This is a genomic window from Methanohalobium sp. (assembly GCF_046546175.1).
Lineage (GTDB): Archaea > Halobacteriota > Methanosarcinia > Methanosarcinales > Methanosarcinaceae > Methanohalobium.
This window is the reverse complement of sequence record NZ_JBKGYF010000019.1, coordinates 1-25,523: the sequence shown is the minus strand read 5'-3', so window position 1 is coordinate 25,523 and position 25,523 is coordinate 1. Positions and strand designations below refer to the sequence as shown.

31 protein-coding genes are annotated in these 25,523 nt (G+C 38.4%); 8 read left to right on the top strand and 23 right to left on the bottom strand.

Going from position 1 to position 25,523, the window contains the following annotated elements; translation table 11 throughout:
* Nucleotides 1–168: 168 nt before the first annotated feature.
* Nucleotides 169–1,365 (bottom strand): nickel pincer cofactor biosynthesis protein LarC, encoded by a 1,197-nt coding sequence (larC, locus tag ACLFMM_RS03710; RefSeq protein WP_410807369.1) that lies wholly within the window; start codon nucleotides 1,363–1,365, stop codon nucleotides 169–171.
* 111 nt (nucleotides 1,366–1,476) lie between these two features.
* Here larC and ACLFMM_RS03705 point away from each other — a divergent pair, with 111 nt between their 5' ends.
* Nucleotides 1,477–3,702, top strand: coding sequence for a CDC48 family AAA ATPase (locus tag ACLFMM_RS03705; protein ID WP_410807368.1), 2,226 nt, complete (start codon nucleotides 1,477–1,479; stop codon nucleotides 3,700–3,702).
* Nucleotides 3,703–3,728: 26 nt separating this feature from the next.
* Nucleotides 3,729–3,995 (top strand): PRC-barrel domain-containing protein, encoded by a 267-nt coding sequence (locus ACLFMM_RS03700; RefSeq protein WP_410807367.1) that lies wholly within the window; start codon nucleotides 3,729–3,731, stop codon nucleotides 3,993–3,995.
* A 17-nt stretch (nucleotides 3,996–4,012) separates the two neighbouring features.
* Here ACLFMM_RS03700 and ACLFMM_RS03695 read toward each other — a convergent pair whose 3' ends face one another.
* Both ACLFMM_RS03695 and radA read right to left on the bottom strand, forming a co-directional pair.
* Nucleotides 4,013–4,714 (bottom strand): phosphoglycolate phosphatase, encoded by a 702-nt coding sequence (locus tag ACLFMM_RS03695; protein WP_410807366.1) that lies wholly within the window; start codon nucleotides 4,712–4,714, stop codon nucleotides 4,013–4,015.
* 28 nt (nucleotides 4,715–4,742) lie between these two features.
* The gene (gene radA, locus ACLFMM_RS03690) at nucleotides 4,743–5,720 is read right to left on the bottom strand and encodes a DNA repair and recombination protein RadA (protein WP_410807365.1); all 978 of its coding nucleotides are present in this window, start codon (nucleotides 5,718–5,720) and stop codon (nucleotides 4,743–4,745) included.
* 257 nt (nucleotides 5,721–5,977) lie between these two features.
* On the opposite strand from radA, the gene ACLFMM_RS03685 reads away from it, so the two are divergent.
* Genes ACLFMM_RS03685 through ACLFMM_RS03675 form a run of 3 tightly spaced genes read left to right on the top strand, consistent with a single transcriptional unit; the run spans nucleotide 5,978 to nucleotide 7,662 of the window.
* Nucleotides 5,978–6,451 (top strand): phosphopantetheine adenylyltransferase, encoded by a 474-nt coding sequence (locus ACLFMM_RS03685; RefSeq protein ID WP_410807364.1) that lies wholly within the window; start codon nucleotides 5,978–5,980, stop codon nucleotides 6,449–6,451.
* Nucleotides 6,452–6,478: 27 nt separating this feature from the next.
* Complete coding sequence (locus ACLFMM_RS03680; RefSeq protein ID WP_410807363.1) at nucleotides 6,479–6,814, top strand: hypothetical protein; 336 nt, start codon at nucleotides 6,479–6,481, stop codon at nucleotides 6,812–6,814.
* Nucleotides 6,815–6,831: 17 nt separating this feature from the next.
* Nucleotides 6,832–7,662, top strand: a complete 831-nt coding sequence (locus tag ACLFMM_RS03675; RefSeq protein WP_410807362.1) for a TIM barrel protein — start codon at nucleotides 6,832–6,834, stop codon at nucleotides 7,660–7,662.
* A gap of 27 nt (nucleotides 7,663–7,689) precedes the next feature.
* Here the strand turns inward: ACLFMM_RS03675 and ACLFMM_RS03670 are convergent, their stop codons facing one another.
* Complete coding sequence (locus tag ACLFMM_RS03670) at nucleotides 7,690–8,097, bottom strand: winged helix-turn-helix transcriptional regulator (RefSeq protein ID WP_410807361.1); 408 nt, start codon at nucleotides 8,095–8,097, stop codon at nucleotides 7,690–7,692.
* A gap of 179 nt (nucleotides 8,098–8,276) precedes the next feature.
* On the opposite strand from ACLFMM_RS03670, the gene groES reads away from it, so the two are divergent.
* The gene (gene groES, locus ACLFMM_RS03665; protein ID WP_410807360.1) at nucleotides 8,277–8,549 is read left to right on the top strand and encodes a co-chaperone GroES; all 273 of its coding nucleotides are present in this window, start codon (nucleotides 8,277–8,279) and stop codon (nucleotides 8,547–8,549) included.
* A 22-nt stretch (nucleotides 8,550–8,571) separates the two neighbouring features.
* Nucleotides 8,572–10,182 carry a chaperonin GroEL gene (gene groL, locus ACLFMM_RS03660; protein ID WP_410807359.1) on the top strand — a complete coding sequence of 537 codons (1,611 nt, stop codon included), beginning with the start codon at nucleotides 8,572–8,574 and terminating at the stop codon, nucleotides 10,180–10,182.
* Nucleotides 10,183–10,233: 51 nt separating this feature from the next.
* Here the strand turns inward: groL and ACLFMM_RS03655 are convergent, their stop codons facing one another.
* The 19 genes from ACLFMM_RS03655 to ACLFMM_RS03565 all read right to left on the bottom strand — a co-directional run bounded on the left by ACLFMM_RS03655 (nucleotide 10,234) and on the right by ACLFMM_RS03565 (nucleotide 25,037).
* On the bottom strand, nucleotides 10,234–10,428 hold the full coding sequence (locus ACLFMM_RS03655) for an ABC transporter permease (RefSeq protein ID WP_410807358.1): 195 nt from the start codon (nucleotides 10,426–10,428) through the stop codon (nucleotides 10,234–10,236).
* Nucleotides 10,428–10,598 (bottom strand): ABC transporter permease, encoded by a 171-nt coding sequence (locus ACLFMM_RS03650; protein WP_410807372.1) that lies wholly within the window; start codon nucleotides 10,596–10,598, stop codon nucleotides 10,428–10,430. The genes ACLFMM_RS03655 and ACLFMM_RS03650 overlap by 1 nt, the downstream gene beginning before the upstream one ends.
* A 19-nt stretch (nucleotides 10,599–10,617) precedes the next feature.
* The gene (locus ACLFMM_RS03645) at nucleotides 10,618–10,875 is read right to left on the bottom strand and encodes an ABC transporter permease (protein ID WP_410807357.1); all 258 of its coding nucleotides are present in this window, start codon (nucleotides 10,873–10,875) and stop codon (nucleotides 10,618–10,620) included.
* Between the two features lie 189 nt (nucleotides 10,876–11,064).
* Nucleotides 11,065–11,199: an ABC transporter ATP-binding protein gene (locus tag ACLFMM_RS03640; protein WP_410807356.1), complete on the bottom strand. Its 135-nt coding sequence runs from the start codon at nucleotides 11,197–11,199 to the stop codon at nucleotides 11,065–11,067.
* A gap of 581 nt (nucleotides 11,200–11,780) precedes the next feature.
* Complete coding sequence (locus ACLFMM_RS03635; protein WP_410807355.1) at nucleotides 11,781–13,124, bottom strand: energy-coupling factor ABC transporter ATP-binding protein; 1,344 nt, start codon at nucleotides 13,122–13,124, stop codon at nucleotides 11,781–11,783.
* Between the two features lie 9 nt (nucleotides 13,125–13,133).
* Nucleotides 13,134–13,916, bottom strand: coding sequence for a cobalt ECF transporter T component CbiQ (gene cbiQ / locus ACLFMM_RS03630; protein ID WP_410807354.1), 783 nt, complete (start codon nucleotides 13,914–13,916; stop codon nucleotides 13,134–13,136).
* A 101-nt stretch (nucleotides 13,917–14,017) separates the two neighbouring features.
* Entirely contained in the window at nucleotides 14,018–14,305 is a 288-nt protein-coding gene (locus tag ACLFMM_RS03625) for an energy-coupling factor ABC transporter substrate-binding protein (protein WP_410807353.1), read from the bottom strand.
* Entirely contained in the window at nucleotides 14,302–14,997 is a 696-nt protein-coding gene (locus tag ACLFMM_RS03620) for an energy-coupling factor ABC transporter permease (protein WP_410807352.1), read from the bottom strand. The genes ACLFMM_RS03625 and ACLFMM_RS03620 overlap by 4 nt, the downstream gene beginning before the upstream one ends.
* Nucleotides 14,998–15,173: 176 nt before the next feature.
* Nucleotides 15,174–15,758 (bottom strand): cobalt-precorrin-7 (C(5))-methyltransferase, encoded by a 585-nt coding sequence (locus tag ACLFMM_RS03615; RefSeq protein ID WP_410807351.1) that lies wholly within the window; start codon nucleotides 15,756–15,758, stop codon nucleotides 15,174–15,176.
* Entirely contained in the window at nucleotides 15,755–16,771 is a 1,017-nt protein-coding gene (locus ACLFMM_RS03610; protein ID WP_410807350.1) for a cobalt-precorrin-5B (C(1))-methyltransferase, read from the bottom strand. The genes ACLFMM_RS03615 and ACLFMM_RS03610 overlap by 4 nt, the downstream gene beginning before the upstream one ends.
* A gap of 39 nt (nucleotides 16,772–16,810) precedes the next feature.
* The gene (mutL, locus tag ACLFMM_RS03605; protein ID WP_410807349.1) at nucleotides 16,811–18,682 is read right to left on the bottom strand and encodes a DNA mismatch repair endonuclease MutL; all 1,872 of its coding nucleotides are present in this window, start codon (nucleotides 18,680–18,682) and stop codon (nucleotides 16,811–16,813) included.
* Between the two features lie 3 nt (nucleotides 18,683–18,685).
* Nucleotides 18,686–21,346 carry a DNA mismatch repair protein MutS gene (gene mutS / locus ACLFMM_RS03600; RefSeq protein ID WP_410807348.1) on the bottom strand — a complete coding sequence of 887 codons (2,661 nt, stop codon included), beginning with the start codon at nucleotides 21,344–21,346 and terminating at the stop codon, nucleotides 18,686–18,688.
* A gap of 242 nt (nucleotides 21,347–21,588) precedes the next feature.
* Entirely contained in the window at nucleotides 21,589–21,777 is a 189-nt protein-coding gene (locus ACLFMM_RS03595; RefSeq protein WP_410807347.1) for a hypothetical protein, read from the bottom strand.
* Entirely contained in the window at nucleotides 21,749–22,045 is a 297-nt protein-coding gene (locus ACLFMM_RS03590; protein WP_410807346.1) for an NAD(P)H-dependent oxidoreductase, read from the bottom strand. Before ACLFMM_RS03590 ends, ACLFMM_RS03595 begins: the two co-directional genes overlap by 29 nt.
* 281 nt (nucleotides 22,046–22,326) lie before the next feature.
* Complete coding sequence (locus ACLFMM_RS03585; RefSeq protein ID WP_410807345.1) at nucleotides 22,327–23,118, bottom strand: ABC transporter permease; 792 nt, start codon at nucleotides 23,116–23,118, stop codon at nucleotides 22,327–22,329.
* 4 nt (nucleotides 23,119–23,122) lie between these two features.
* Nucleotides 23,123–24,004, bottom strand: coding sequence for an ABC transporter ATP-binding protein (locus ACLFMM_RS03580; protein ID WP_410807344.1), 882 nt, complete (start codon nucleotides 24,002–24,004; stop codon nucleotides 23,123–23,125).
* A gap of 105 nt (nucleotides 24,005–24,109) precedes the next feature.
* Nucleotides 24,110–24,472 carry a ferredoxin-thioredoxin reductase catalytic domain-containing protein gene (locus tag ACLFMM_RS03575; protein WP_410807343.1) on the bottom strand — a complete coding sequence of 121 codons (363 nt, stop codon included), beginning with the start codon at nucleotides 24,470–24,472 and terminating at the stop codon, nucleotides 24,110–24,112.
* 11 nt (nucleotides 24,473–24,483) lie between these two features.
* On the bottom strand, nucleotides 24,484–24,741 hold the full coding sequence (locus ACLFMM_RS03570; protein ID WP_410807342.1) for a glutaredoxin family protein: 258 nt from the start codon (nucleotides 24,739–24,741) through the stop codon (nucleotides 24,484–24,486).
* Complete coding sequence (locus tag ACLFMM_RS03565; protein ID WP_410807371.1) at nucleotides 24,741–25,037, bottom strand: Rieske (2Fe-2S) protein; 297 nt, start codon at nucleotides 25,035–25,037, stop codon at nucleotides 24,741–24,743. The genes ACLFMM_RS03570 and ACLFMM_RS03565 overlap by 1 nt, the downstream gene beginning before the upstream one ends.
* Before the next feature lie 232 nt (nucleotides 25,038–25,269).
* Between ACLFMM_RS03565 and ACLFMM_RS03560 the strand changes: the two genes are divergently transcribed.
* Nucleotides 25,270–25,494 carry a DUF3179 domain-containing (seleno)protein gene (locus tag ACLFMM_RS03560; RefSeq protein ID WP_410807370.1) on the top strand — a complete coding sequence of 75 codons (225 nt, stop codon included), beginning with the start codon at nucleotides 25,270–25,272 and terminating at the stop codon, nucleotides 25,492–25,494.
* The last annotated feature ends 29 nt before the right edge of the window (nucleotides 25,495–25,523 follow it).

Sequence of the window (25,523 nt, the reverse complement as noted above, 5' to 3'; positions counted from 1 at the left end):
TACAAATTAATACACGTCCTTAAATATTCAATGTCTAATTAATTGGTTTGTAATTATTGGAAGTAAAGAATTTATTTTAATGTTGTAACAAATTCTAAGTAACCAATATGGTTCAAACCTTTCAAATTGTTAATTACCAAAATGGTATATAAAGTTGATGGAATTACCTTATCTATTTTTTAAGATATCCTTTGCAGTTTCTTCTGCTGTACGGATAATATCTTTTAAAATAAGCCCTGTAAAGTCTGCAATTTTCTTACAGTCTTCATATTCGGCTGATATATTTAACAGCGTACCATTGACATCTCTGGCAATTTTGATATTTACTTCATGATATTCATCATTGATTTTGATTTTAAATTTTTCAATGCAGCGTTTTGCAATCAATCGGTGTCTTGTGGGTATAACTCTAACACCCAATGAACCGGTTTCTGTGATTATTTTTCTCGCAAGTTTTGATGTGTCACTTGGTCTTGAAACTACATGTATTATGTGACCAGGCCTTCCTTTTTTCATGGTGGTTGGTGTGATTGTAACATCCCTGGCGCCCATTGCTAGTAATTCATCCACAAGGTATCCAAGAACCTGCCCTGTGATATCATCTACATTGGTTTCAAGTACTTCCACAGAATCATGTACGAGTGCGTTATCAATTTCTGAAAGAGAAGTTCGCAGGACATTCGGTTGTTCATCAAGGTACAAATCACCTGCCCCGTAACCTATTTGTTTTATCTGGGAAGGAGGATAGTTATCAACCGAAACAGCAAAATGTGAAAGTATTGCAGCACCAGTAGGAGTTAAGAGCTCTTTTAAAATATTTCCATTCTGGAAAATCATGTTACCGGTTTTTAATATTTCCATGGTCGCAGGGGCAGGGACAGGTAATTTACCGTGTTCAGATTCTACAAGACCTTTTCCTGTTATAATCGGTGTGCAGTAGATTTTATCAAAATTAAACTCATGTACTGCGGTACATGCACCTACAACATCAGCTATTGCATCCATCTGTCCTATTTCATGAAAATGTAAATCCAGTAGGTTTTGGTTATGGATTCTGGATTCAGCTTCTGACATTATTGAAAATATGTCCAGAACATCTTTTTCTATATTATTGGATAATGATGAGGATTTGATAGTATCTATTATATCGTAGTATTTTCTGGGTTTTTCATCTTGATTGCTTTCTACATCAACATTTATCGAATGTATACCATTTTTTTTGACCTGATTAATAGATACTGATACATCAGCAACTGATTCCATGATATCTTTTACCCTAGACTGGTCAGCACCCAGTCCTATAAGGCTTGCAATTACCATATCACCAGAAGCTCCAGAAAAAGGCTCAAATACCAGTGCTTGCATTTAAAATTCACTGAGGAATAATAAACTTTAAAACCATATAGTTTTTATGCATTGAAATAACATAAACAGGTTTTATATAACTATAATTAAATCATTTTAAGGATGACTTCGATGGATGGAGTACAGAGAAAAGTCGAAAAAGCACACCCAAACGATTTCGGACGGGGCATAATTCGCCTTGATCCAAACACACTTTTGGAACTTCAGGCATCTCCCGGTGATATTGTACAAATAGATGGACAAAAAACGACAGCTTCAAAGGTATGGAGAGCTGACCGTCAGGACTGGGAGCAGGGATTTGTCAGGATTGATGGTTTCATCAGGCAGAACGCAGGTGTAAGTATAGGAGAACGGGTGACTTTAACAAAAGTTGAAGCAAAACCCGCTGAAAAAGTAGTACTTGCACCCCCTGAAGGCATGATGATGGAATTCGGGGATAATACAAGTGAGATTATAAAACGCAACATTCTCAAACGACCGATTGTTCAGGATGATGTAATACCGATTATCAGTTCCATGAACCAGCCCATGTCAGGTCCGGTTGCCGGTGGACAGGCAATTCCTCTCATAGTGGTAGAAACCGAACCAGAAGATTCAATCCTTATCATTGATGAATCGACAGAAATCGAATTGAGTCAGAAACCTGCCAGAGGATATTCAAACGCTGTAAAGGGAATCAAGTATGAAGACATCGGTGGGCTTGGAAGTGAGATACAGCGGGTACGTGAGATGATAGAACTTCCATTGAAAAACAATGAATTGTTTAAAAGACTGAATATCGAGCCGCCAAAGGGAGTAATAATGCATGGACCATCAGGAACAGGGAAAACCCTGATAGCAAAGGCGGTAGCAAATGAATCCCGTGCAAATTTCCTCTACATCGCTGGACCAGAAATCATGGGCAAGTATTATGGTGAAAGTGAGGAACGTATTCGTAAAATCTTTGAAGAGGCTTCAGAGAATGCACCATCGATTATATTCATCGATGAGATTGATTCCATTGCACCCAAACGTGAAAATGTTACAGGTGAAGTGGAACGCAGGGTGGTATCCCAGCTTTTGACAATGATGGATGGTCTTGAAGAACGGGGACAGGTAGTAGTGATAGGTGCAACCAACAGAGTGGATTCCCTTGATCCTGCCCTTCGTAGACCAGGTAGATTTGATAGAGAAGTCGAGATCGGTGTACCCGACACTGATGCCAGACATGAGATACTTCAAATTCATACCAGAGGTATGCCGATAGTTGAAGATGTAGACCTTGAGTATCTTTCAAAAAACACCCAGGGTTTTGTGGGAGCAGACCTTAGGGCATTGGTACAGGAGGCAGCAATGTGTTCTCTCCAGAGGTTTTTGCCTGACCTCAATCTGGATGAGGAAATACCACAAGAAACACTGGAAAAAATTGTTGTAACCCCAGAGGATTTTGATAATGCACTTGTGGAGATAGAACCTTCTGCTCTAAGAGAGGTACTGGTCGAGGTTCCATCTGTAAAATGGTCTGATATAGGAGGTCTTGAGAATGTTAAACAGGAAATTGTAGAAGCAGTTGAATGGCCGCTTAAAAGACCAGAAAAATTTGAACAGATGGGAATTAAACCACCCAAAGGACTGTTGCTCTTTGGACCTCCTGGCACCGGGAAGACACTTGTAGCCCAGGCAGTCGCAAATGAATCCAATGTTAATTTTATAAGTATCAAAGGACCGCAGATATTGCATAAATGGGTAGGTGAATCTGAAAAAGCAATCAGGGATACATTCAAGAAAGCTAAACAGGTGGCACCCTGTGTAATATTCTTCGATGAAATTGATTCAATATCATCCACCCGCAGCGGAATGACAGAAGACGGTAGAACATCTGAAAGGGTATTGAATCAATTGCTTACTGAAATGGATGGTCTGGAACCACTAAAAGATGTAATAGTCATAGCAGCAACCAATCGTCCGGAAATAATTGACCCTGCACTTCTTCGTTCTGGAAGATTCGATAGACTGGTTCTTGTCAGTCAGTCCACCAAGGAAGGCAGAGAAAATATATTCAAAATACACAGCAAAAACATTCCACTTGCAGATGATGTTAATATCAGTGAACTTGCGGATATAACAGAGGGGTATATCGGTGCTGATATAGAATCAGTATGTAGAGAAGCTGTCATGCTCTCTTTAAGAGACGATTTTGAAACTGATAAAGTAGGGTTGAAGTATTTTAAAGAAGCAATTAAAAAGGTCAGACCAACAGTAACTAAGGATATGGTTGACTATTACGAAAAGATAAAGGAACAATTCAAAGGCGGTATGAAGAAAACAGAAACCAGCTCTTATACCGGATATTTATGAAAAACAATTAATTGGCAGGGATAATGATGGCGAAAGTATTTGCAAAGAATCTGTCCAGTAAACAGGTGATGACAACCGATGGAACCGAACTCGGAACACTTTATAATATAACTATGGATCTTGATACCAGTGAACTGGTAGACCTCATGGTAAGACCAGATATGAATATCGATACCTCGGATTTTCAAAAGGATGACCAGTATATACTCTTACCATTTGAATCGGTGCGTGCAATAAAGGACTATATTGTTGTGGATAAAAAAATTATAAAGAGTCTACAACAGGGAGAATAAATAAATCAGGTTGAGGTTTATGGCGGGTTTACTTCCCAGCCATTGGAATTTAAATATTCCAAAGCCTCAACCACACCATCACCATAAGCTGCTTCTGTAACAATATCTGCAATCGACTTTGTTTTCTGGTCACCGTTTGCTACAACGATTCCAAGACCTGAATAATCAATCATTTCCAGGTCGTTTTCTGAATCCCCCATAGCAACAAAGTCCTTCGGTTTTAATCCCATAAGTTCTGAAATTTTTGTAAGACCTGTTCCTTTATTCATTGTATTGTTTTTTATGTGGACAGCATATCCAGTGTCAACCAGGTCTACATGGTATTTATCTGCAACCAATTGTCTGGCATACTTAAAATCAAAATCTCTTCTCAGAGCGATTTCAGTTTTTCTGTATTCAGGGTCCAGTTTTGTGATCTGTAGATATTTTGATAAAAAATCGAATGCGTTTTCGCATTCTCTGATATTGCTCAATATATAGGGTCTGGTATCAAACCCTTTTGAAACCAATCCACCGTTTTCAGCAATCACAAACCCATTTAAACCAATAAGTTTTGAAGCTGCCTGTGAAAAGCAGAGTATGTTGCCGGTTGCCAGTACTACTGGTATCCCCGAATCAATATTCAGTTTGTACAGCATCTCTGCAGCTTTTAGATTGAGTCTCCGATTTTTAAAGGTGATTGTACCATCAATATCAACTACAAGGGCTTTGAATTTCATATTTGACCAGTTTAAAATTAATAAAATATCATGGGTTTGTAAGACCCAGCGGTGTGACTGAGATTATCGCTTCACCATCCGGAAGGTTTGGTGAATCAACCAGTCTTACAATTCTTTTATCACCTTTTGATTTTCTAAGATACATCCTGAATGTGGCCGTATGTCCAATAATATGACCTCCAATCGGTTTGGTCGGGTCTCCGAAGAAAGCATCTGGTTTTGACATAACCTGGTTGGTGACTATTATCACCGCATTATAAAGGTCAGAAAACCGTTGCAGTGCATGAAGGTGTTTGTTGAGTTTTTGCTGTCGGTCTGCAAGAGTACCTCGTCCGATATATTCCGCTCTAAAATGAGCGGTTAATGAATCAACAATTAAAAGTCTGACAGGCTGATCCCACTTTTTGGATTCTTCTGCAAGTTCCATGGCAGAATCCATCAGGAGTATCTGGTGGTTGGAATTATATGCTCTTGCAACATGAATATTTTTTAGAAACTCTTCGGGGTCATAATCGATGCTGTGGTGTTCTGAAGCACCCTGAACCATTTGCTTAATTCTTTCAGGTCTGAATGTATTTTCGGTATCAATAAATATTACAGAACCATTGAGTCCTCCCTGTTCCCTTGGAAGCTGGACATTAACAGCAAGCTGGTGTGCTATCTGAGTTTTTCCTGAACCGAATTCTCCGTATAATTCAGTGATGGACTGGGTATCGATACCACCTTCCATCATCTCATCGAATTCAGAACATCCGGTTGATAATTTGCCCACCTGTTTCCTTCTCTCCATCACCAGGTCACCGGTTTCAAATCCTCCGATATTGGCAGAACTGCGTGCGGAATTGATGATTTTGGAAGCGGCTGCTTCACCTACATCAGCACTGAGTGATAGGTCTGTAGGAGATGCTACTGCAATTGCTTCTACTGAATTGAATCCTGCTTCTCTCAACTTCTGTGCGGTTGCTGGACCCACATGGTCTAGGTCTTCTAGTGTAACTTCAGCCATTTTTATACTCCTGTTGGTGCACTTGGTTATTATTTCTGGGTGCACGATTTCTATAGTAATATAACTATAGTATTGTTATACTTTATTGATGTGGTGGTATATATAGATAAAGCAAGCGATGTGCAAGTATTCTAATAGAAACGTATAAGGATAGTATCATGACGACAATTTATGTAGATAAATATTCTGATAAAAATTTGCATGATGCAAATTTTCTAACGAAAACTTATTTTATAAAAAACACGATTTCAGGAGAGATGGCTAAGGTAGCAGTAGGTGGAACGTTTCAATATATTCATGATGGGCATAAAAAACTCATCAAAAAAACGTTTGAATTGGCAAATGACGGACATGTTGATATAGGGCTGACATCCAACGAGATGGCACGAAAGCAGAGACTTGAAATGACCGATTATGACACAAGGAAAAAAAATCTTGTGGATTATATCAAAACACTTAATAACAAAATCAGCAATTGTAGGATTTTTAAATTGACTGATCCATATGGACCAACTCTTACAGATGATTACGATTATATTGTGGTTTCGTCTGAAACGTATGATTCTGCGTTAAAACTCAATGAATTACGACAGGAAAGGGGATTAAAACCTATCGAAATTGTAAAGATAGAATGTGTTATGGCAGAGGATTCCCTGCCGATATCATCTACCCGTATCATGCGTGGTGAAATCGATATCCATGGAAATGTACTCAAACCTAGAAAAAATTAAAAATAGATTAATATCTAAGTGGTTTATATGGCAGGACGAGAATTTTCAGAAAAAGATATTGAAATATTTAATAAGCTGGCACCTGAAGCAGAAGGTAGTGTGACTTCAGAATGGGGACATACCTATCCATTTATATTAAGGCCAATCTCCCATAAATTTGTTGAATCTTCCGAAGATTTTAAACAGCGAATAGATAGGTTAACTTCGGAAGAACTGGATTATCTTGTGGAGCTTGCCCTTGATAATAAAGAGGATATCAGATCACTGGAACCTGGTGATATTGATGTTCTGATGGATATGATATCTCAAAAGCTTTCAGATGAGCGGGTAAAACAACTTAAACAGCATCTTGGAATTGTTTAAACTGGTTTGACGATATCATGCAGGAAAATTTGTTATTCGGAACTGCTGGAACTCCACACGGAGCCAAAAATAAAGGCAGTATAAAGGGAATTGAATATATCCGTGAAATCGGACTCGATTGTATGGAACTTGAATTTGTTCGCGGAGTCCGTATGAAAGACGAGAAGGCTCATTCGGTGTATGAAACATCAAAAACCACCAGTGTATCATTGAGTGTACATGCACCCTATTATATCAATCTAAATTCTGCTGAACAGGAAAAAATCGATGCCAGTATGGAAAGGATTTATCAGTCAGCAAGAATCGGGTCATTGTGTGGTGCTGAATCAATTGTTTTCCATCCGGCCTACTATCACAACGATATTAGTAACAACGTATATTCCAGAGTATGTAAACTGTTAAGTGACCTATCATCAAGACTGGAAGATGACGATATTCCGGCAGTTCTTCGCCCTGAAACCACAGGTAAAGGAACACAATTTGGAGATTTGGACGAGATTTTGCATCTTAGCAGTGAAATTGAAGGTGTACTTCCGTGTATTGATTTTTCACACCTGCATGCAAGGTCCAATGGTGGAAATAATTCTTTCGAGGAATTCAAATCCGTTCTAAGTAGGGTAGAAGAGTTCCTTGGCAGGGAAGGATTGGACAACTTACATTCTCATGTGTCAGGAATAGTATACAATTCAAAGGGTGAGAAAAATCATGTAAATCTTCATGAATCAGATTTTAATTATATGCAGTTGCTTCAAGCTTTTAAAGAATTCAGTGTCAAAGGTTTTGTAATTTGTGAGAGTCCTAATCTTGAAAGTGATGCACTGCTGCTAAAAGAAAGCCATAGCTATTGATACTAATTTTATTTATACTTTAAATACTCACCTGTTTTTGATGCCCATTTTACCGTCAATTTCTTCTGCTACTTTTTCCAAATCTTCAAATATACGGTCGGCATCTTTTCTCATTTCTTGTATTGCGGTTTTGAAACTTCCACCTCTCAAATAGAGTGATCTTCTTTCTCTATAAACCAGTCCTGAATTAACAAGGCTTCGAATGTGATAATTAACACGGGATATTTTTATGTCCAAGTCCTCTGCAATTGCTTCTGAGGAGGTTTTACCTTCGTGAGACAGATTTTTAAGTAGGCTAATAATGACTTTTGTAGATGTATTTTCTATGTCCCTCCCAGAAGAAAATCCTAAACTTTCGCATATCCAGAGGGCATCACTTTCAAGGTTCTTATTTTTTGGTTTATCCAATTTGTTCAGGATAATCCTCTGACTCATCAACTACCTGTATCTTTTAAAATATATTTAAGTTTTTCTCAATTTAGTAGGTTTCATTTCTATTTAATTGGAATAAATTCTATTAAATTGGTAAATTTTATATATTTGTTTTGCATTATCAGGAATAACAACTTGGGAGATTATATTTGTAAATTTATAATAACGGAGGTCGGTAGGAAATGAATATAAAACCAATCGGTGAAAGAGTATTAGTCAAAGTTAAAAAGGAAGAGAAGACCTCAGGTGGAATTTATATTCCAGAGAGTGCTCAACCAGAAAACAAAGAAGGATATGTGGTAGCAGTAGGGACCTATGAAGACGGTAGTGAACTTCCTTTAAAAGAAGGCGAAAAAATCATCTATGGTGGCTATCAGACCGATGAAATAGATCTGGATGGAGAAAAACATATATTTGTCGATTTAAAGGACATCCTGGCCAAGGTTGAAGACTGATTAAAAAGGAGGTGGTTTTGAAATGACAGCAAAACAGTTATTATTCGATGAAAGTGCACGTAACGCATTATTAACAGGTGTCAACAAAGTATCGGACACAGTAAAAATCACATTGGGTCCAAAGGGACGATATGTTGTACTCGATAAATCAGAAAGTCCCACAATTACCAATGATGGAGTAACCATTGCAAAAGAAATAGAACTCAAGGACAAGTTCGAAAACATGGGTACAAAACTTGTGAAGGAAGTTGCATCCAAAACCCAGGATACTACCGGAGACGGTACAACTACTGCAACACTTCTTGCACAGAGCATGCTTCGAGAAGGTATCAAGAATGTAACCGCAGGTGCAAATCCAATGGATTTAAAACGCGGTATTGATACATCCGCTAAACAGGTTGTCCAGTACCTTAAGGATAAAAGCAGGGATGTGAGTGAAAAGGAAAAAATCTACCAGGTTGCAACAGTGTCAGCAAATAATGACGAGGAAATCGGCAGTCTGATTTCAGATGCAATGGACAAAGCAGGATATGACGGAGTTATAACTGTTGAGGAATCAAACACCCTCGAAAATGAACTTGAATTTGTTGAAGGTATGCAGTTTGACCGTGGTTATCTATCACCTTACATGGTAACAGATCAGGAACACATGGTCTGTGAGTTTGATGAACCATACATCCTGATAACAGATGAGAAAATTAACACAGTAAACCAGATAGTACCTGCACTTGAAAAAGTGGCAAATGAAGGCAGACCACTGTTGATTATTGCACAGGAGATTGAAGGAGATGCACAGGCTGCACTGGTTCTGAACATCCTACGCGGTTCACTGCGCGTATGTGCTGTTAGAGCACCAGGATTCGGTGACGAGCAGAAAGAGATGCTTGAGGATATCGCAGTACTGACCGGTGGTACTGTAATCAGTGAAGACAAGGACATGAAAGTTGAGAATTTCACAGAGGACATGCTTGGCAGAGCGCGCAAAACCACTGTAGACGACAAGAGGACCACAATCATTGAAGGCAAAGGTGACAAATCAACCATTGATGAAAGAATGGGAATGATCAAATCCCAGATTGATGTCGCGGAATCCGACAGAAAGAAAGATAAACTCCAGGAGCGTCTCGCCAAGTTAAGCGGTGGAATTACAATTGTCAAGGTAGGAGCTGCCACCGAAACAGAACTCAAAGAGAAGAAGATGAGAGCTGATGATGCATTAAATGCCACCAAAGCTGCTGTTGAAGAAGGAATTGTAACAGGTGGAGGAGTAACACTTTACAACTCTGCCAAAGAACTGGAAAATCTGAAACTTGAAGGAGATCAGAAGATAGGAGCTTCAATTGTCAAACGCTCATTGGAGGAGCCTCTGCGACAGATTGCGATAAATTCAGGAAGAGAAGGGGCAGAAATTGTAGCTCGTGTGAAATCTGAATCCAATGATCAGTTCGGTTACAATGCCAAAACCGACAAATTTGAAGACCTGTTCGAAGCAGGTATTATTGAACCCACAAAAGTGATACGAAGTGCGCTCCAGAACGCATCTTCAATCGCAGGAACTGTTTTGACAACTGAAGCACTTGTAACCGAATATGAAGAAGAAAAAGATGAAACACCTGCACAGGTAATACTCTGATTTCAATGGTGCTATACACTGATATAGCACTCTATTTTACAATTTTATTTATTACTGTTTAACTATATGCAGTATTTTGAATATGACTTTTTTGAGAAGTCCATATTCATCGAAATTTATCAGTGATGTTAATACTTTACTAAGTGCAACACAAGTAACAGTGGTCACATAAACCTCTATCATTACAGCTATCTGATACTTAATCGCTAAAACAGGACTGATTCCTGCAATCATCTGACCTGACATCATGCCAGGTATATTGTAGCGATCTCTCCAAATGCAGGTTTTAATGCAGATCTTAAACCGTTTCTTATGTAGGGTAAAAGAGCTTCATGTGTTTTGGCTCCAAGAGAGATGCTGGATATATAATGGTTTTCATTTCTTTTGATACTGTGATAATAATTACTTACACCTATTATATTTCCGTTCAGTGCTTTACCAGAAGAAATCCCGATATGGTATCAATCTGGCATCTAAAGCGTTATTCAGGTCTATTACAAACAGGTTGAGATAAACTAGCATTGCTAGGTTTGCAAAAGCAAATGTTGCGATGGTTGGAATATAGACTTTTTTGAATCTTAAACCCTGTATTATGACTGATTCATATGATGCAACAGCTATCATTACAAGTATCCATGCTATATTCAATAAACTGTTGTTCAAATCAAAAATAAATGTTAAAAACATGCCCACAATGGATAACTAGACAATCATCCTGATGATGGATGCAAGGGATTTTTTTAATCATGTCCAGTTTTACAATTTTGATTATTGTTACAGGAATTGCAAGCATAACAAACCCCAGTATTAAACCAATAATAGATATGTCATAGATGTGCACTTAATCACCCAATTTAATGATTTGTACATCATCTTTTTCCATTATTCGTCGTGGGATACGATAATCAGGATCAGGTTTTCATGATTGAGGAAATAATCCATAATCCTGTTTTTAAGTTCAAAATCAAGGTCTGATGTTATTTCATCCAGAAGATACACATCTCTTTGTAAAAGCAATTAGTGGATGGTAACAATTCTCTGTTTTTCTCCACCGAATAAGTATTCAAAAATATTGTCCAGTATATCCCCTTTCAGATGGAAATGTTCTATAAGAAAATTGAGTTTTTATTGGCACTCAATACTTCTATTGGCTTTTAATGCAAATACGTTCTCAACTAGTTTTCTTACATTTCCTTCGCCTGTATCGGTGTCCTGTGATACATAAGGTACCTGTTTCCTTATATTCCAAACAGAGCTGGAAGTAACAGGCATGTTCTGAATATATACTAGTCCTTCATCCGGTTATGTGATACATGGTAACATCTTTAATAATGTAGATTTCCCAGTTCCAGATTTTCCTTTGATTAATACATTATTCACCTTTATCCACTTTTAAGTTAAATTTTGAAATTATTTTCCTGTTCCCACAGGAAATTCCTACATTTTCGAATTTGATCATTAGACCACCAGAATACAAATGAGGTATCTACTTATAAAAAAATTTGGACGCTTGATAGTAACATTTCGTGTTACTAAATGGATTAATTCTATATATAAAAAGCGGTTAAAGTAACACTCAAATATACTGTAATATTATGTTAAAATTCTGGTTTTAAATATTGAAAATTAAGTGATTTGTCTCTGTTTAAAATTCCTACATGCAGTTCAATACCACTATTTTCTGCGTAATCATTTATACGTTTTAATGCATGGTCAATCATACCGCCGTTTGTAAGTATAAGGCACCGTTTTCCGCAAAGAGCTGTCAGTATAGACCTGTCTATTACATTGGTTGTAATTTCAATTGTAATCCCTTCGTCTTCTGCGAATGATTTGCTCTTTTTACCCATGGCACCGATAACTTCTATATCTGCATTTTTTGTAAGTTCTCCGAATTCCTCAGGTTCGTATTCATCCATGTCATACAGCATAATACCCCCTGCTCTGAAACCATGTCTGTTAAACTCCACGATAGCCATGTTGTTTTCGTGTATGTGTAGCACTTTGGCATTGACAGCCTCATAGGGTGAATGTTCAGCATACTCTCCATACATCACACCAAGATTTAGATAATCACCTACTCTTGTTTCAGGAGGTACATTTACCCACATAAGGTCAAGTGGTTTGAGTGTATCTACGAGTTCGGGAATATCTTTTGGAGCACGGTTGTCCTGGGCAATCCCTCTTATCCTGAGTTCATGGTATATCTCCTGATAGGTAGGATGGGTAAGTGCGGCTTTTTTTACAGCATTAGTGTCGCTCAATGCCTCCTCAGGGGTCCCCTCTTTTATCATTTCACTGTTTGACATGAGGTATACATAATCCGCCCATTTGTAGGCAAGGTCGACATTATGAGTGGATATTATGATGGTTTTTCCGAAATGGTTGTACTCATTCAACAAATCCAGCAGTTCATCTGCACCAACAGGGTCAAGGTTGGAAAGCGGTTCATCAAGAATGACTACTTCTGGGTCCATTGCCACCACACCTGCAATAGCGACCCTTTTCTTTTGACCACCGCTTAGATGGTGGGGAGGTTTGTCTTTCAAATGCTTGAGTCCCATGTATACAAGGGTATTGTTTACTACCCCATCAACTTCTTCCTTTGAATATCCCAGGTTTGTGGGTCCAAATCCCACATCCTGATAGATAGTCGGAGCAAATATCTGGTCATCTGGATTCTGGAACACGATACCTACGTTTTTGCGTATTTCTCGAAGGGATTTGGAATCGTATTTTATTGGTTCATTATGATATAGTACTTCACCTTCATCCGGTTCAAGGGTTCCGTTCAGAAGTAAAAAAAGGGTTGATTTACCGGATCCGTTTCTCCCAACAAATGCAATTTTTTTCCCCTCGTTGATTTCAACATCAACACCGTTGATAGCAGTGGTTCCGTCCGGATAGGTGTATTTGAGATTTTTTGTTTTCAGAATCGACATGGTTAATCCTCAAACAACTGAGATATTTTTTGTAAAGTAGAAAATGATTAAGATGAATATAAAGTATAAAGAGGTGATGATTAGTTCTGAAAATCCAATAGGTCTTTTAGCATCAAATAGCATCATTTTGCCATTATAACATCTGGAATCCATGGCAAGATAAAGTTTTTCACCCTGTTCCCATGATCTTAAGAAAAGTGTGCTCACAAGCATGCTGAATGAATAGATTGAACTTTTTAAATCTTTATATCCAAGTCGTATAGTCTGGGCGTATTTAATGGACATTGCCACATCCAGAAATACGAATATGTAGCGGTATATCAGCATAGAAAGTTCTATAAATGATTCAGGAAGCCGGGTTTTTTTAAGTACAGCAAACAATTCAACCATAGGTGTGGTAAAAGCAAGGAAAAACAGACAGCACATACCTCCAAAAGTCCTTGATATTACAAGAGCTGCCATATTAACGCTATCAGAATTTGCAATAAATGGGTACCCGAATATATTAAATGAAAAAATTTCACTTCCAGAACCAAAGAAAAACAGAATCACAACAGCTCCGGTAATCGCAAATCCAAAGGGAGCAGTCAGGATTTTCAGGTACAATTTAAGGGGAGTTTTTCCCATAAAAACAATAGCAAAACTCATTGATAAAGCAACCAGTATGGGAGCAACAGGAGAACTGGATGATACACCTACAAGTAATCCAAAGGCTACAATAATCAATTTGAGCCAGTTGTTTCTATACCGCAATGGGCTTATTAATGCATAGTCATCCAGCAGAGTTGTCATAACAGGCACTTGTATTTTACAGTTTTATTTAAATACCCTTTGTTTGGATTTAAAGAAGAATTAATTTTGTCTTCTAGAGGGAGACTTTGAATGTTTTTCTTTCATTTGTTGGATTGGTTTTTACCTTTACCTTTATAGTATCCAAAGGTGAAACCAATAATCAATGCACCAATAGCAGCCTGCAGACCAAAGAGCAAACTTTCAATTTCTCCGGATGGTGGTTCCCAGATTGGATTTACGATTGGTTCATAATCAGGAGCGATATTCTGGATTACACCTTCTGCTTCACCGTCTGCTCCACTGAATGCTGCATTAGTGGCAGAAGATACATAAAGGAACTGGGCAGCAAAAAGCACAACAAGTGCGGCAACTATAAGTTCCAGTTTCATGATGTCACCCCTTTGAGTTTGCGTACACCTTCTTTACTGATTGCATTGAGTTTGATAAGGGCATCGCTTTTAAGCTGCACGATATATTTGAATATCAGTGCTGTAACGGCACCTTCCATTATGGCAAGCGGTACCTGGGTAACAGCAAATATACCGGCAAATGCTTTGAATGAACCCAGGATTCCATCTGCTTCAGCTGGAAATGCCAGCGATAATTGTGAAGCTGTCATAACATAGGTAGACCAGTCGGCAAAGGTTGCCGCCAGAAATACTACTATATAGGCATTGAAATTAAATTTCATACCTGCTTTATAGATAGCGTATCCTACAAGAGGACCTATAATACCCATGGACAATACATTGGCACCAAGAGTTGTTAAACCACCATGAGCCAGAAATATTGCTTGGTATAACAGGACAATTGTAGACAAAACTGCTGTCACAGCTGGTCCGAAAAGAATAGCACCAAGTCCTGTTCCTGTAGGGTGTGAACAGCTCCCGGTAACTGATGGCAATTTGAGTGATGAAAGTACAAATATAAATGCACCAGCTACTGCCAGTAGCGGCAAAATTTCACGTTTGTTCTCCACCATCTTGTTCAACTTATAAATACCAAACATTATCACTGGTATTGATATAGCAAACCAGAGCTGCCACCAGGGAGTTGGTAAAAACCCTTCCATTATATGCATAGGATACCTCTTATTATTTACTTTTAACAGTGTTAACTAATTTAAAACAACTTAACTTAATTCTTAGTATAAAAACAGGCCTGAAATGGTATATAAACCCATTTTTTCAGGTAACACTTATTACCTACAAGGAAAATAATTGCTATGTTTGTCATTTCAATATTTCAAAAATAGTATTATTTCTGTACAATCATTATGCAATAGAGTTTGGATTGTACTTCCGGTGGATTTTTCTGTGTGCCACCAGTGATGCGCTCTTCTGGATATCCCAGGTTTTCACAGGTATAAATATCTGCGTTTATGTTCAAATTACAAAGAACCTCTGCAACCTCAGATGAACCAAAGGATGAGTCAGGCAGTAAAAGAACATTTTTATCAAGTTTTAATTCCTGGATCAGAAGGTTTCTTGAGTGTTCCGGACCTCTACCGTGGGCGGTAATAGCAGCAAGACCTGTTAAATTCACACCAAGTCGAGCGCATGAAAGATGCAGGGATGAAATTCCGGGAATGATTCTATCATTTTTGCGGGCAAATTTTCCAAGCCCTGAAAAAAGAGGGTCACCGGTTGAAAGCACAACAGCATCCTCTGGTAACAGATGGAGTTTTTTGTAATCCTTGATTTCATTGGCTTCACTGGTTATGTATTTTTCTGCAATTTCAATAGCACGTTTTGATCCATACACAACAGGAGCATTTCTGATAGCATCAATCGCCTCTTCTGTCAGCATACCGGGTCCTACACCAACACCTGCAATTATCATTTTCCACCCTCACTGTCTTTTATAATTTCTCCTTCTCTGTTCACAATAACCACACGTGTACCACCTGCTTTTTCAACGGTTTTTTCAAAAGCTTCCTGTAAACGTTTTCCATCAGGTTCTTTTTTCACCAGTTCTGATACAGTTAAGTATTCGCTACCTTTTAAAATGTCAGGGTATCCCCATTTAAGTATAAGTCCTGGCAGCCCGCAGATTATCACTTCACCTGTGGCGGCTTCAAGCCCTTCTGAAATCCTGCTTCCAAAGAGTACAACAGTGTAATCCGGAAACAGCATTGTGGAATATCTGACACCCACACGACCGGTCGTGATGACAACCTTTGATGCTGTTTTGAGCAGGTCCTCTTTCATTTCACCCAGATGGTCGCTCCAGGGTTCTACAAATCCGGTACTTCCAAGAATCGAAATACCACCGGTTATTCCTATTCTGTCGTTGAGCGTGCTTTTTGCAATGTCAGCACCTTTTGGTAGTGAAATCTTGACCCTTACTCCTTTGATTCCGAGCTCTTCAACCGCTTCATGAACAGAATCTCTTATTTGCTGCATGGGTTTTGGATTGATGGCAGGATTTCCTTTTTTAATTTGCAAACCATCCTTAGTTATGGTACCGATTCCTTCCCCTGCAAATATGGAGATTTCGTCCGACTCCATGGCATATGATTCAAATTCAACACCTCTTGTGATGTCGGATTCATGGTCGTTATTCATCTTTGAAACCACTGAATGACCGTGATGTGCATCGACTTCCATCTGTGCCCTGATGCCTACAGGAGTAGGAACTGATACTGTATCGATATTTTTTTTAAGTGAGAGGACTGCCGACTTTGCAGCGATAGCTGCAGTGGTACCGGTTGTATACCCCCTCTTCAGTACGGAACCATCACTTAAGACAACAAGCATTCCGTTTTTGATTCCTTCTATTAATTTCTTGCGTGGCATGCTGGTACGTTCTATCCATTCATCTGGAATCTTTGTTTTGTTAACCGGATCAATCATTGCTGACCATTCGAGACATTGGATTATAAATATAGCGATTTAGCCGTTTTTCTCGGTTCTTTTAAACATTCTATCTAACTCATCCCTTGTAAAAGAGAGCATTGTAGGACGTCCATGCGGACATGTGTAAGGGTTTTGAGTGTTTCGAAGTTGTGCCACCAGTTTCTCTATCTGGTTAGTACTACAGACATGACCTGCTTTGATAGCGCTTCTACAAGCCATGGTTTTGCACATGTGGTCATAGATTCCTATATCATTTTTAATCCGACCGGCAGATAAGATTTCAGACATCAGGTCGTGTATAATATCAGGACTTTCCATTTTTCCAAACAGAGTTGGCACGGAAGTGATAATATAGGTACTGGGTCCAAATTCAGATATAGCAAACCCGAATTCTTCTAGATAGGGTATATACTCTTCCATCAGGACCTTTTCTTTAACACTTAATTCAAGGGTTATAGGTGATATAAGCTCCTGACATTCTGGGTCTTTCGATTTGCAGATATGTTCATACATGATACGTTCGTGAGCTGCATGCTGGTCTATAAGAACAAGTCCTGATTCTATTTCAGCAACAATATATAAATTATCTATTTGACCCAGTGCCTTTATATCGATGGTTTCGGTTTGAGTACCGGATTTGTTTATAAAATCTTCATGGTTACCGGACTGCTGGTCTGGTATACTGGTTGCCAGCCTTTCAGAATGTTTTAGACGTTTTTCGGTGTTTTTAATAGATGAAGCACTACTAACTGATTTCTGATGTTTTTTAAATGTGTTATCATAATTGGCAGGTCCTTCATGGATAATATTATCTACTAATTGTTGATTCTGGTTTCCGATTTCTCCGATTCCAAGCTGTACAGATGTTTCCTTGGATATGTTTTTATCTTTTCTGCTTATTCTTGGGGTCAGTTCTGCATTTTTAAGAGCAGATTCAACAGATTCTGATATAGCGTCCAAGATATCCTGTTCATGGCTGAGTCTTACATGGCTCTTTCTTGGATGGACATTGATATCCACTTCGTTGGGATTTATTTTTATATTCAGGACGGCAGCAGGATATCGGTTTCTGGATATCAGGGTATAATACCCTGTCCTTAACGCATTGCTGATAGCTCTGGATGATACACTTCGATTGTTTATGAAAAATGACTGGAAATCGGTACCGCTTCTTGTAAATACAGGTTTTGATATGTACCCTGACACCTTAACAAGTTCGAATTCATGGTCTACAGGTATCATTGATTTGGCTACATCACGTCCGTATACATATATTATGTTGTCGAACAGGTCTCCTGATAGTGGAGTATGCAGCACTGTTCGTCCGTTGCTGGTAAGGGTGAATGATATGCTGGTATCTCCAAGTGCCTGTTTTGAGACGATATCTGAAATATGTGCAAGTTCGGTTCTTTCACTTTTAAGATATTTTCTTCGTGCAGGGGTGTTGTAAAACAGGTCATAAACCTCTACACAGGTACCGGTAGATGCGCCTGTTTCTGAAATGTCATGTATACCGTCAGGCTGAACAACAACTTTTGTACCAGCTAGGTCCCCCTTCTGTCTGGTTGTCATCTCAACCTTTGAAACTGATGCAATAGCTGATAGGGCTTCACCCCTGAACCCCAGCGTTGTTGTTGAATAAAGGTCTTCAAGTTTCCAGATTTTGCTAGTTGCGTGTTTTGTAAAAGCAAGATATGCATCATCATGACTCATACCAGTTCCATTATCGGTAACCACAATCTTTTCGGCTCCCCCTCCTTTAACATCCACTTTTATCTCTGTGGCGCCAGCATCAATCGAATTTTCTATTAATTCTTTAACAACTGAAGCAGGACGCTCGATCACTTCTCCTGCTGCAATTTTACTGATGGTGTTTTCATCAAGGACATGTATTTTAGAATTATCCATCTCTTATTTTTCTCCATTGGATTCTATTTTTTTCTGAAGTTCATTAAGCTTGTTCAATGCATCAATCGGTGTTAATTCATTGGTATTCATGTTTTTGATTTCTTCAACAACCGGATGAGGGTCATCCCTTCTATCATCCTGTTTCTGTTTTTCAGGGTCAAAGAATACCAGTTGTGTATATTTGGTTCTCTTCTTGCCCTTTTTATTGTCTTCATCACCTATAGATGCATTTTTTTCAATGTCTTTTAATATTTCTCTGGCTCTATTGGTAACCTTCTTTGGAACACCTGCATAACGTGCAACCTGAATTCCATAGCTTTTGTCGGTGGCGCCAGGAACAATTTTTCTCAAAAATACAAGGTTGTCATCCTTTTCTTTCACTGCAATGTGGTAATTTTTGACTCGTTTAAGCTTGTTTTCAAGCTCTGTAAGCTGGTGATAATGAGTTGCAAAAAGTGACCTGACACCTACTCCATCTTTTTTATGTATATATTCTACAACTGCCTTTGCGATACTGTATCCATCAAAGGTACTGGTACCCCGACCGATTTCATCAAGAAGGACCAGGCTTTTAGGAGTTGCATTGTTCAGTATATTGGCAAGCTCAACCATCTCCACCATAAATGTACTCTGTCCGCTTGCAAGGTCATCGAAAGCACCTACTCTGGTAAATACTCTGTCCACTATGCCAATAGATGCATAGGATGCGGGGACAAAGGAACCAGCCTGTGCCATGATAGTAACCAGTGCCGTCTGGCGCATATATGTGGATTTTCCTGCCATGTTGGGACCGGTAATCAATAAAAACTGATTATCAGTGCAGTCCATTGCACAATCGTTAGCAACAAATCCGTCTGTAACTGTATTTTCAACAACTGGATGCCGTCCTTCACGTATTGTAATATTACAGTTATCTGCAACTTCAGGTCTTACATAGTTGTTGTCTACAGCAACTTCTGCAAGATTTGCAAGTACATCCAGTTTTCCAACAAGGGTTGCAGTACGCTGGAGTTTCTTTGAATGTGAAGCTATCCGTGAGTTTATATCAGTGAATAAATCATATTCAAGGGATACGATTTTTTCATCAGCAGAGATTATCATGTTCTCGCGTTCTTTCAGTTCCGGGGTGTAGAAACGCTCGGCATTTGCCATGGTCTGTTTACGGATATAGTCATCCGGGACGTATTTTATATTGGGTTTTGTAACTTCAATGTAGTATCCAAAGACTTTATTGTACCCTACTTTGAGTGAATTGATACCAGTTCTTTCACGCTCCTGCTTCTGGAACGATGCAATCCATTCCTTGGAATGTCTGGATACATCCTTTAATTCATCCAGTTCATCACTGTAACCGACTTTAATAAGTCCACCTTCCCTTACAGTTGCAGGAGGTTCATCTGTTATTCCCTTTTCAATCAGTTTAGTTATATCATCCAGTTCTGTAAATGATGAAAGTTCATCTTGTATCTCTTTTAAAATATCTGATTTAGTGCATTCATCAAGACACTGTATGATATCAGGGATGACTTCCAGAGATTTTTTAAGTGCAACAAGGTCTCTTGCATTGGAATTACCGTAAACAATACGTCCGACCAGGCGTTCTACATCCTTTACATAGGATAGATATGACCTCAAATCAAAACGTACAAGGGTTTCCTCTGTTAAGTTCTGAACCGCGTCAAGACGCTTGTTGATGTCATCCACCGAAATCAGGGGTTTTACAAGCCATTTTTGAAGCAGTCTACTTCCCATTGGAGTTTTTGTATCATCCAGTACCTTGAGTATGGTGGCATCATGACCTTCGCCACGTACACTTTTGACTACTTCCAGATTTCTTAGGGTTATGGAATCCAGTACCATGAATTCGGAATCAGAATAAGCTTTTAATGTGTGTACATGCCCAAGTTCTCTCATCTGGGTTTCAAGGGCGTACTGGATGGTTGCACCTGATGATGAAACAGCAAGGGGCAAATCGTCACATCCCATACCTTTTAATGTGGAAACATTGAAATGCTGAAGCAATTGTGATCTGGCTTCATTGGTGTCAAATGCTCTGGAATCATATTCATGTGGGATAATTTTCAAATCCTTCAGGCGTTCTGCAATTTCTGAATTATAAAGATAGGGTGGAAGGATACATTCAGCAGGTCTCATTCTTGAGATTTCACTTGAAATTCTGTTGTAGGGAGGTTCATCTGTTAACTGGGTAGTGAGAAATTCACCTGTGGAAACATCCAGAAATGATAACCCGAATTCATTGTTTTTTTCAGAAATAGCCATAAGGTAATTGTTTGCAGCATCTGTAAACATGGTTGAATCGATAGCAGTGCCGGGTGTTACTATCCGAACCACTCCCCTTTTAACAACGCCTTTAGATTCTCGTGGGTCTTCCAGCTGTTCACAAATGGCTACTTTATAGCCCTTCTTAATAAGCCTTGGAAGGTAATTGTCAACAGCATGATAAGGTATTCCTGCAAGCGGTCTTTTTTCACCTTTTTTATTGCCGTTGCGGGTTGTCAGGGTGATTTCAAGCTCCTCAGAAACAATTTTTGCATCGTCATCAAAACATTCGTAGAAGTCACCCATTCTGAAAAATAATAACGCGTCACTGTATTTGTTTTTCATCTCATAGTACTGTTGCATAGCAGGGGTTTGCTTGCTCATTTTTCACTCCACAGTTAAAATTGCATTGAATCATTATACTTATTTCAGGTAGATATATTTCTTTTCCTAGATATTTATAAAAAAAAGCAAAAATCAGGTATTCAGGAGATGGAAATTTGAAACCCAATAAAGCTGCTGCAAAATATGTTTAAATGGGATATATTTAAAAATTATGGCGACTAAATGTAGAATATAAAGACAATAGAAGCCCCTGACTAATTGGTTTTTATATAAAAATCTTATTAAACCAGCTTTTTTGTAATCCCAGCCACACGTTTGCCTTGGAAGAGGGCTATAGCGAGCTCATTTTCACTTGGCTGCCGACTCCCGTCCTGAGCAGCAATGGTTGAAGCTCCATAGAGACTACCACCTATAATTTCATTCATAGTTGACTTTCTGGTTTCAGAATATGGAACTCCTACTATAACCATGCCATGATGCAGTAATCTCGTGTGAAAAACTGAGTATGGTTGAATCCTGACCGCCATTCTGGGTGGCACTGGATGTAAAAAATTCCCAACTTTTTATCAAGTCACCGTTTGCCCAGAGTTTACATGGAGCATCCAGAAATGTTCGCATCTGAGCAGTCATCATACCAAAACAGGTTGGTGTACCGAAAATTACAGCGTCAGCTTCTGATAGGTTGTCCAAGGTTACGGCTGGAATATGGGAAAATTTTTCTTTGAATCCAGAGCTCATTTCTTTCCCAGAATTTCATCTGGGAGTGTATCTTGTACCTGATAGATTTTAACATCGGTGCCATTGACCTCTCTGGAACCTTCGGCAACATCTTCAGCCATCTTATATATATATGGTCGAATAAACTATGAAATATCACATTTATTCTCATACCCCTCAACCTTCAAAAGTAATTAAAACTTTATTTTTTCAATTGTTTGTTGTTATGCTTTGCATATATAATTTTGGTTATTGTAGGATTTTTAAAATATAACTTGGATGTATTCTTTAAAAGAGAATTTTTACACTATAAGCTTTCTTTTCATAAGGTTTACTGATAGTACAAAAAGAATCATAGATGCGACGATTATCCATACAAAATTCCCCAGCATAAAAATATCAGGTGAACCCAGGGTCAATGACCGTATTATCCTTACAATATGTGTCAGTGGCAGAAGGGCATAGGCTAGATATTGAAGAAGCTGGGGCAGAAGTGATAGCGGGAAAAATGTACCACTAAAAAGGAACATCGGGGTTATAAAAAGTATTGAAGGATAGGTAAGTGAATTAATGTTTGGAGTGATTGCAGTAAAACACATTCCAAGGCACGCGAAAAGAAAGCCTGCAATGAATGAGAACGGAATTATGAGCAATGAATGTGGGTATTCAACTAATCCCATTATGCTGACAATTACCACTACAAGTGTTGCATCAATGGCACTTCTGGTAGCACCCCACAACAGTTCTCCTGTAATAACTTCTTCTATCGTAAGCGGAGTTGCGATAATAGCGTCAAAGGTTTTCTGATAATACATTCGTACATAGGAACCAAAGGTGCATTCAAAAAAGGAAGCATACATCATGGATACAGATATCATAGCAGGTGCGATGAATTTAATATATTCTACCCCTTCCATGTTATCGATATAAGTACCCAATCCAAGACCAAGAGCAAACAGATACAGAAGCGGACTTAGTAAAGGTGGAAGTAGATTAACTTTTATTGTTGATACGAATACATCCTTATTCCTGAGCCAGACTTTAAAAATCCTGTAGCTTAGACTTGGTATTTTAAAATAGGATGTAATCGGCATAAATTCACTCTCTCAGTTTTCTTCCTGTAAGCTTTAGGAACACATCTTCCAGTGTGGCTGAACGAACGGTTATCTTTTCAAACTCGCATTCTTTCATGAGGCTGTCAGTCAGGTTCTTTGGTTCGTTGGTATATACCTGTATGGTACTGTTTAATACATCATAGCTAGTATTGATGTTTTTTAGACAGGATATAACAGAAGGAGTATTGTCAACCTCTATTACATCGCTGCCTATGTACTTTTTTACTATGTCCATTGGTTTTCCTTTAATCAGGATTTTTCCATAATCCATGATGACTAGCCTATCACAAAGGTATGCAGCTTCTTCCAAATAGTGTGTAGTAAGAACAATTGTAACATTCTGTTCTTTCAAGCTCTTGATTTTATCCCATAAAAGGTGTCTTGCTTGAGGGTCAAGTCCTACAGTGGGCTCATCCAATATCAATAATCTTGGATTGTTGATAAGAGCCCTTGCCAGTATCAGACGCCTCTTCATCCCGCCTGAAAGCATATTTGTCATAACGTCTCTTTTCTCATCCAGCTGCACGAATTTCAGTAGGTTGTTGATACGTTTTTCACTTTCCTGTTTTGGTATGTCAAAATACCGTGAATAAACAAACAGGTTTTCATATACTGTAAAATCAGGGTCAAGATTATTTTCCTGCGGAACAACACCCATCTTTTCTTTGATTTCTCTTTGATGAGTGTTTACATCCCTCCCGAATACTTCAAGTTCTCCACCATCTATAGGTGAAACACACTGTATCATCCTCATGGCAGTGGTTTTACCTGCACCGTTTGGTCCCAGAAATCCAAAAACTTCCCCCTCTTCCACCGAAAAATTAATCCCATCAACAGCAATCAATTCTCCAAATTTCTTTTGCAAATTCTGAGCAACGATAACAGGAGCTATGAATAATCACCACCTTATAAATTTAGATACGGTTCCTTTCTATGAAGCAGGGAATAAAAAGGAGACGATATTCTAGATTCATGTAGTTGTTTCTTTTTCCAGTTCTTCTATTTCTTTCGGAGAGATTTGTTCCAGTTCATCAGGGTTGTTAACATCCTTATGGACAAAGAGTCCACACCAGCAGCGTTTCATGATGTCGAAATGTTTTTTGTTGAATGGTATACAGGGACAGACAAGTTTCATATCTTCATCCCTGTTTCCTGTAAGAGCTTGGCATGGGCAAGATGGAGAGCCATTCTCACGCTCTGTAAGTACTTCCTGTTCAAGTAGAAAATCAACAAGCTCTTCATCAGGGCTAAATTTGTATCCCAGAGGATCTACTACTCTATTAAACATTTCTCTCAATCTTTTTTTTCTTCTTTCATTTCTCTCGGATGACATATTAATCCCATTTATTCCTCAATCCCCAATAGTTCAGCATACTTTTTTGGTTTATACCCTATGATAACTTCATCCCCGATTTTCACATAGGGTGTAGCTGTACTCCCACCTTCGCGTTTCATCTCTGCAATTATTTTTTCTTTCTCCCCCTCATCCTCTACCTTATCAATATCGATATAATCAAAAGGTATGCTTCTCTTTTTAAAAAACTTTTTAGTCTTCTTGCACCACGGGCAGGTGCTGAGTGTATACATGAATACTTTTTCCATTATCTCCCCTCTTTGATATTTACATATATGTTACCTTCTGATGTTTTTGTCTGATAAACAGGAATTTTTATCTCTTTTGCAGTTACAAATTCACCTGTTCTTATATCGAATTTCCAGTCGTGACAGGGACATTTTATTGTATATCCTTCAAGAGTGCCTTTTGATAACAGGCACTCCATATGTGCACATCTATTTGATAGCGCATAGATGTCCTCTCCTTTTTTAACAATGAGGACATGAGTTCCATTTAAATTGACACCTTCAAAACTGTCATCCTGTATACTATTTTCATCAATAGCAAAAATCCATGGTTCGGTTATCTAATATCCCCCCAATATGTTTAAAATCAGTTTCTAGTTTAAACTCAAATAAATTAACAATTTCAAATATTATTAACTTTTCCTTTGACCAGATAACTAAATATTGATTGTTGTAGTGGCAGTTTTTAATATTATGAAGCTGTCTATTGTATTATACTATGATTCTTGGTGGGAGTGGAATGTATTCAATTAATAGCAAAACAATTCTATTGATGCTGTTTACTGGGGTGACTGGAAAAGAGCTCATCCGGATTCGCAAGTTTTGAGCCGTGATACCGGAGCTATACGATCCTATGGGAATGACCCTTACACGGATTATTATAATGATAGTTCGATAATATTTCCTGTGGAGCATAGAGATGACAGAATCCATCCAAAAACCGTCGTTTTTGGGAATAAAACAGTTCCCAAATTATACAACAAATTTACATAATATTACATACAATATGTACTAATTGTAAA

Excerpts from the sequence above, each read along its gene's own strand:
- larC (WP_410807369.1), bottom strand. The coding sequence starts at position 1,365 with ATGCAAGCACTGGTATTTGAGCCTTTTTCTGGAGCTTCTGGTGATATG.
- ACLFMM_RS03705 (WP_410807368.1), top strand. The coding sequence starts at position 1,477 with ATGGATGGAGTACAGAGAAAAGTCGAAAAAGCACACCCAAACGATTTC.
- ACLFMM_RS03700 (WP_410807367.1), top strand. The coding sequence starts at position 3,729 with ATGGCGAAAGTATTTGCAAAGAATCTGTCCAGTAAACAGGTGATGACA.
- ACLFMM_RS03695 (WP_410807366.1), bottom strand. The coding sequence starts at position 4,714 with ATGAAATTCAAAGCCCTTGTAGTTGATATTGATGGTACAATCACCTTT.
- radA (WP_410807365.1), bottom strand. The coding sequence starts at position 5,720 with ATGGCTGAAGTTACACTAGAAGACCTAGACCATGTGGGTCCAGCAACC.
- ACLFMM_RS03685 (WP_410807364.1), top strand. The coding sequence starts at position 5,978 with ATGGCTAAGGTAGCAGTAGGTGGAACGTTTCAATATATTCATGATGGG.
- ACLFMM_RS03680 (WP_410807363.1), top strand. The coding sequence starts at position 6,479 with ATGGCAGGACGAGAATTTTCAGAAAAAGATATTGAAATATTTAATAAG.
- ACLFMM_RS03675 (WP_410807362.1), top strand. The coding sequence starts at position 6,832 with ATGCAGGAAAATTTGTTATTCGGAACTGCTGGAACTCCACACGGAGCC.
- ACLFMM_RS03670 (WP_410807361.1), bottom strand. The coding sequence starts at position 8,097 with ATGAGTCAGAGGATTATCCTGAACAAATTGGATAAACCAAAAAATAAG.
- groES (WP_410807360.1), top strand. The coding sequence starts at position 8,277 with ATGAATATAAAACCAATCGGTGAAAGAGTATTAGTCAAAGTTAAAAAG.
- groL (WP_410807359.1), top strand. The coding sequence starts at position 8,572 with ATGACAGCAAAACAGTTATTATTCGATGAAAGTGCACGTAACGCATTA.
- ACLFMM_RS03655 (WP_410807358.1), bottom strand. The coding sequence starts at position 10,428 with ATGTCAGGTCAGATGATTGCAGGAATCAGTCCTGTTTTAGCGATTAAG.
- ACLFMM_RS03635 (WP_410807355.1), bottom strand. The coding sequence starts at position 13,124 with ATGTCGATTCTGAAAACAAAAAATCTCAAATACACCTATCCGGACGGA.
- cbiQ (WP_410807354.1), bottom strand. The coding sequence starts at position 13,916 with ATGACAACTCTGCTGGATGACTATGCATTAATAAGCCCATTGCGGTAT.
- ACLFMM_RS03625 (WP_410807353.1), bottom strand. The coding sequence starts at position 14,305 with ATGAAACTGGAACTTATAGTTGCCGCACTTGTTGTGCTTTTTGCTGCC.
- ACLFMM_RS03620 (WP_410807352.1), bottom strand. The coding sequence starts at position 14,997 with ATGCATATAATGGAAGGGTTTTTACCAACTCCCTGGTGGCAGCTCTGG.
- ACLFMM_RS03615 (WP_410807351.1), bottom strand. The coding sequence starts at position 15,758 with ATGATAATTGCAGGTGTTGGTGTAGGACCCGGTATGCTGACAGAAGAG.
- ACLFMM_RS03610 (WP_410807350.1), bottom strand. The coding sequence starts at position 16,771 with ATGATTGATCCGGTTAACAAAACAAAGATTCCAGATGAATGGATAGAA.
- mutL (WP_410807349.1), bottom strand. The coding sequence starts at position 18,682 with ATGGATAATTCTAAAATACATGTCCTTGATGAAAACACCATCAGTAAA.
- mutS (WP_410807348.1), bottom strand. The coding sequence starts at position 21,346 with ATGAGCAAGCAAACCCCTGCTATGCAACAGTACTATGAGATGAAAAAC.
- ACLFMM_RS03595 (WP_410807347.1), bottom strand. The coding sequence starts at position 21,777 with ATGGTTATAGTAGGAGTTCCATATTCTGAAACCAGAAAGTCAACTATG.
- ACLFMM_RS03590 (WP_410807346.1), bottom strand. The coding sequence starts at position 22,045 with ATGAGCTCTGGATTCAAAGAAAAATTTTCCCATATTCCAGCCGTAACC.
- ACLFMM_RS03585 (WP_410807345.1), bottom strand. The coding sequence starts at position 23,118 with ATGCCGATTACATCCTATTTTAAAATACCAAGTCTAAGCTACAGGATT.
- ACLFMM_RS03575 (WP_410807343.1), bottom strand. The coding sequence starts at position 24,472 with ATGTCATCCGAGAGAAATGAAAGAAGAAAAAAAAGATTGAGAGAAATG.
- ACLFMM_RS03570 (WP_410807342.1), bottom strand. The coding sequence starts at position 24,741 with ATGGAAAAAGTATTCATGTATACACTCAGCACCTGCCCGTGGTGCAAG.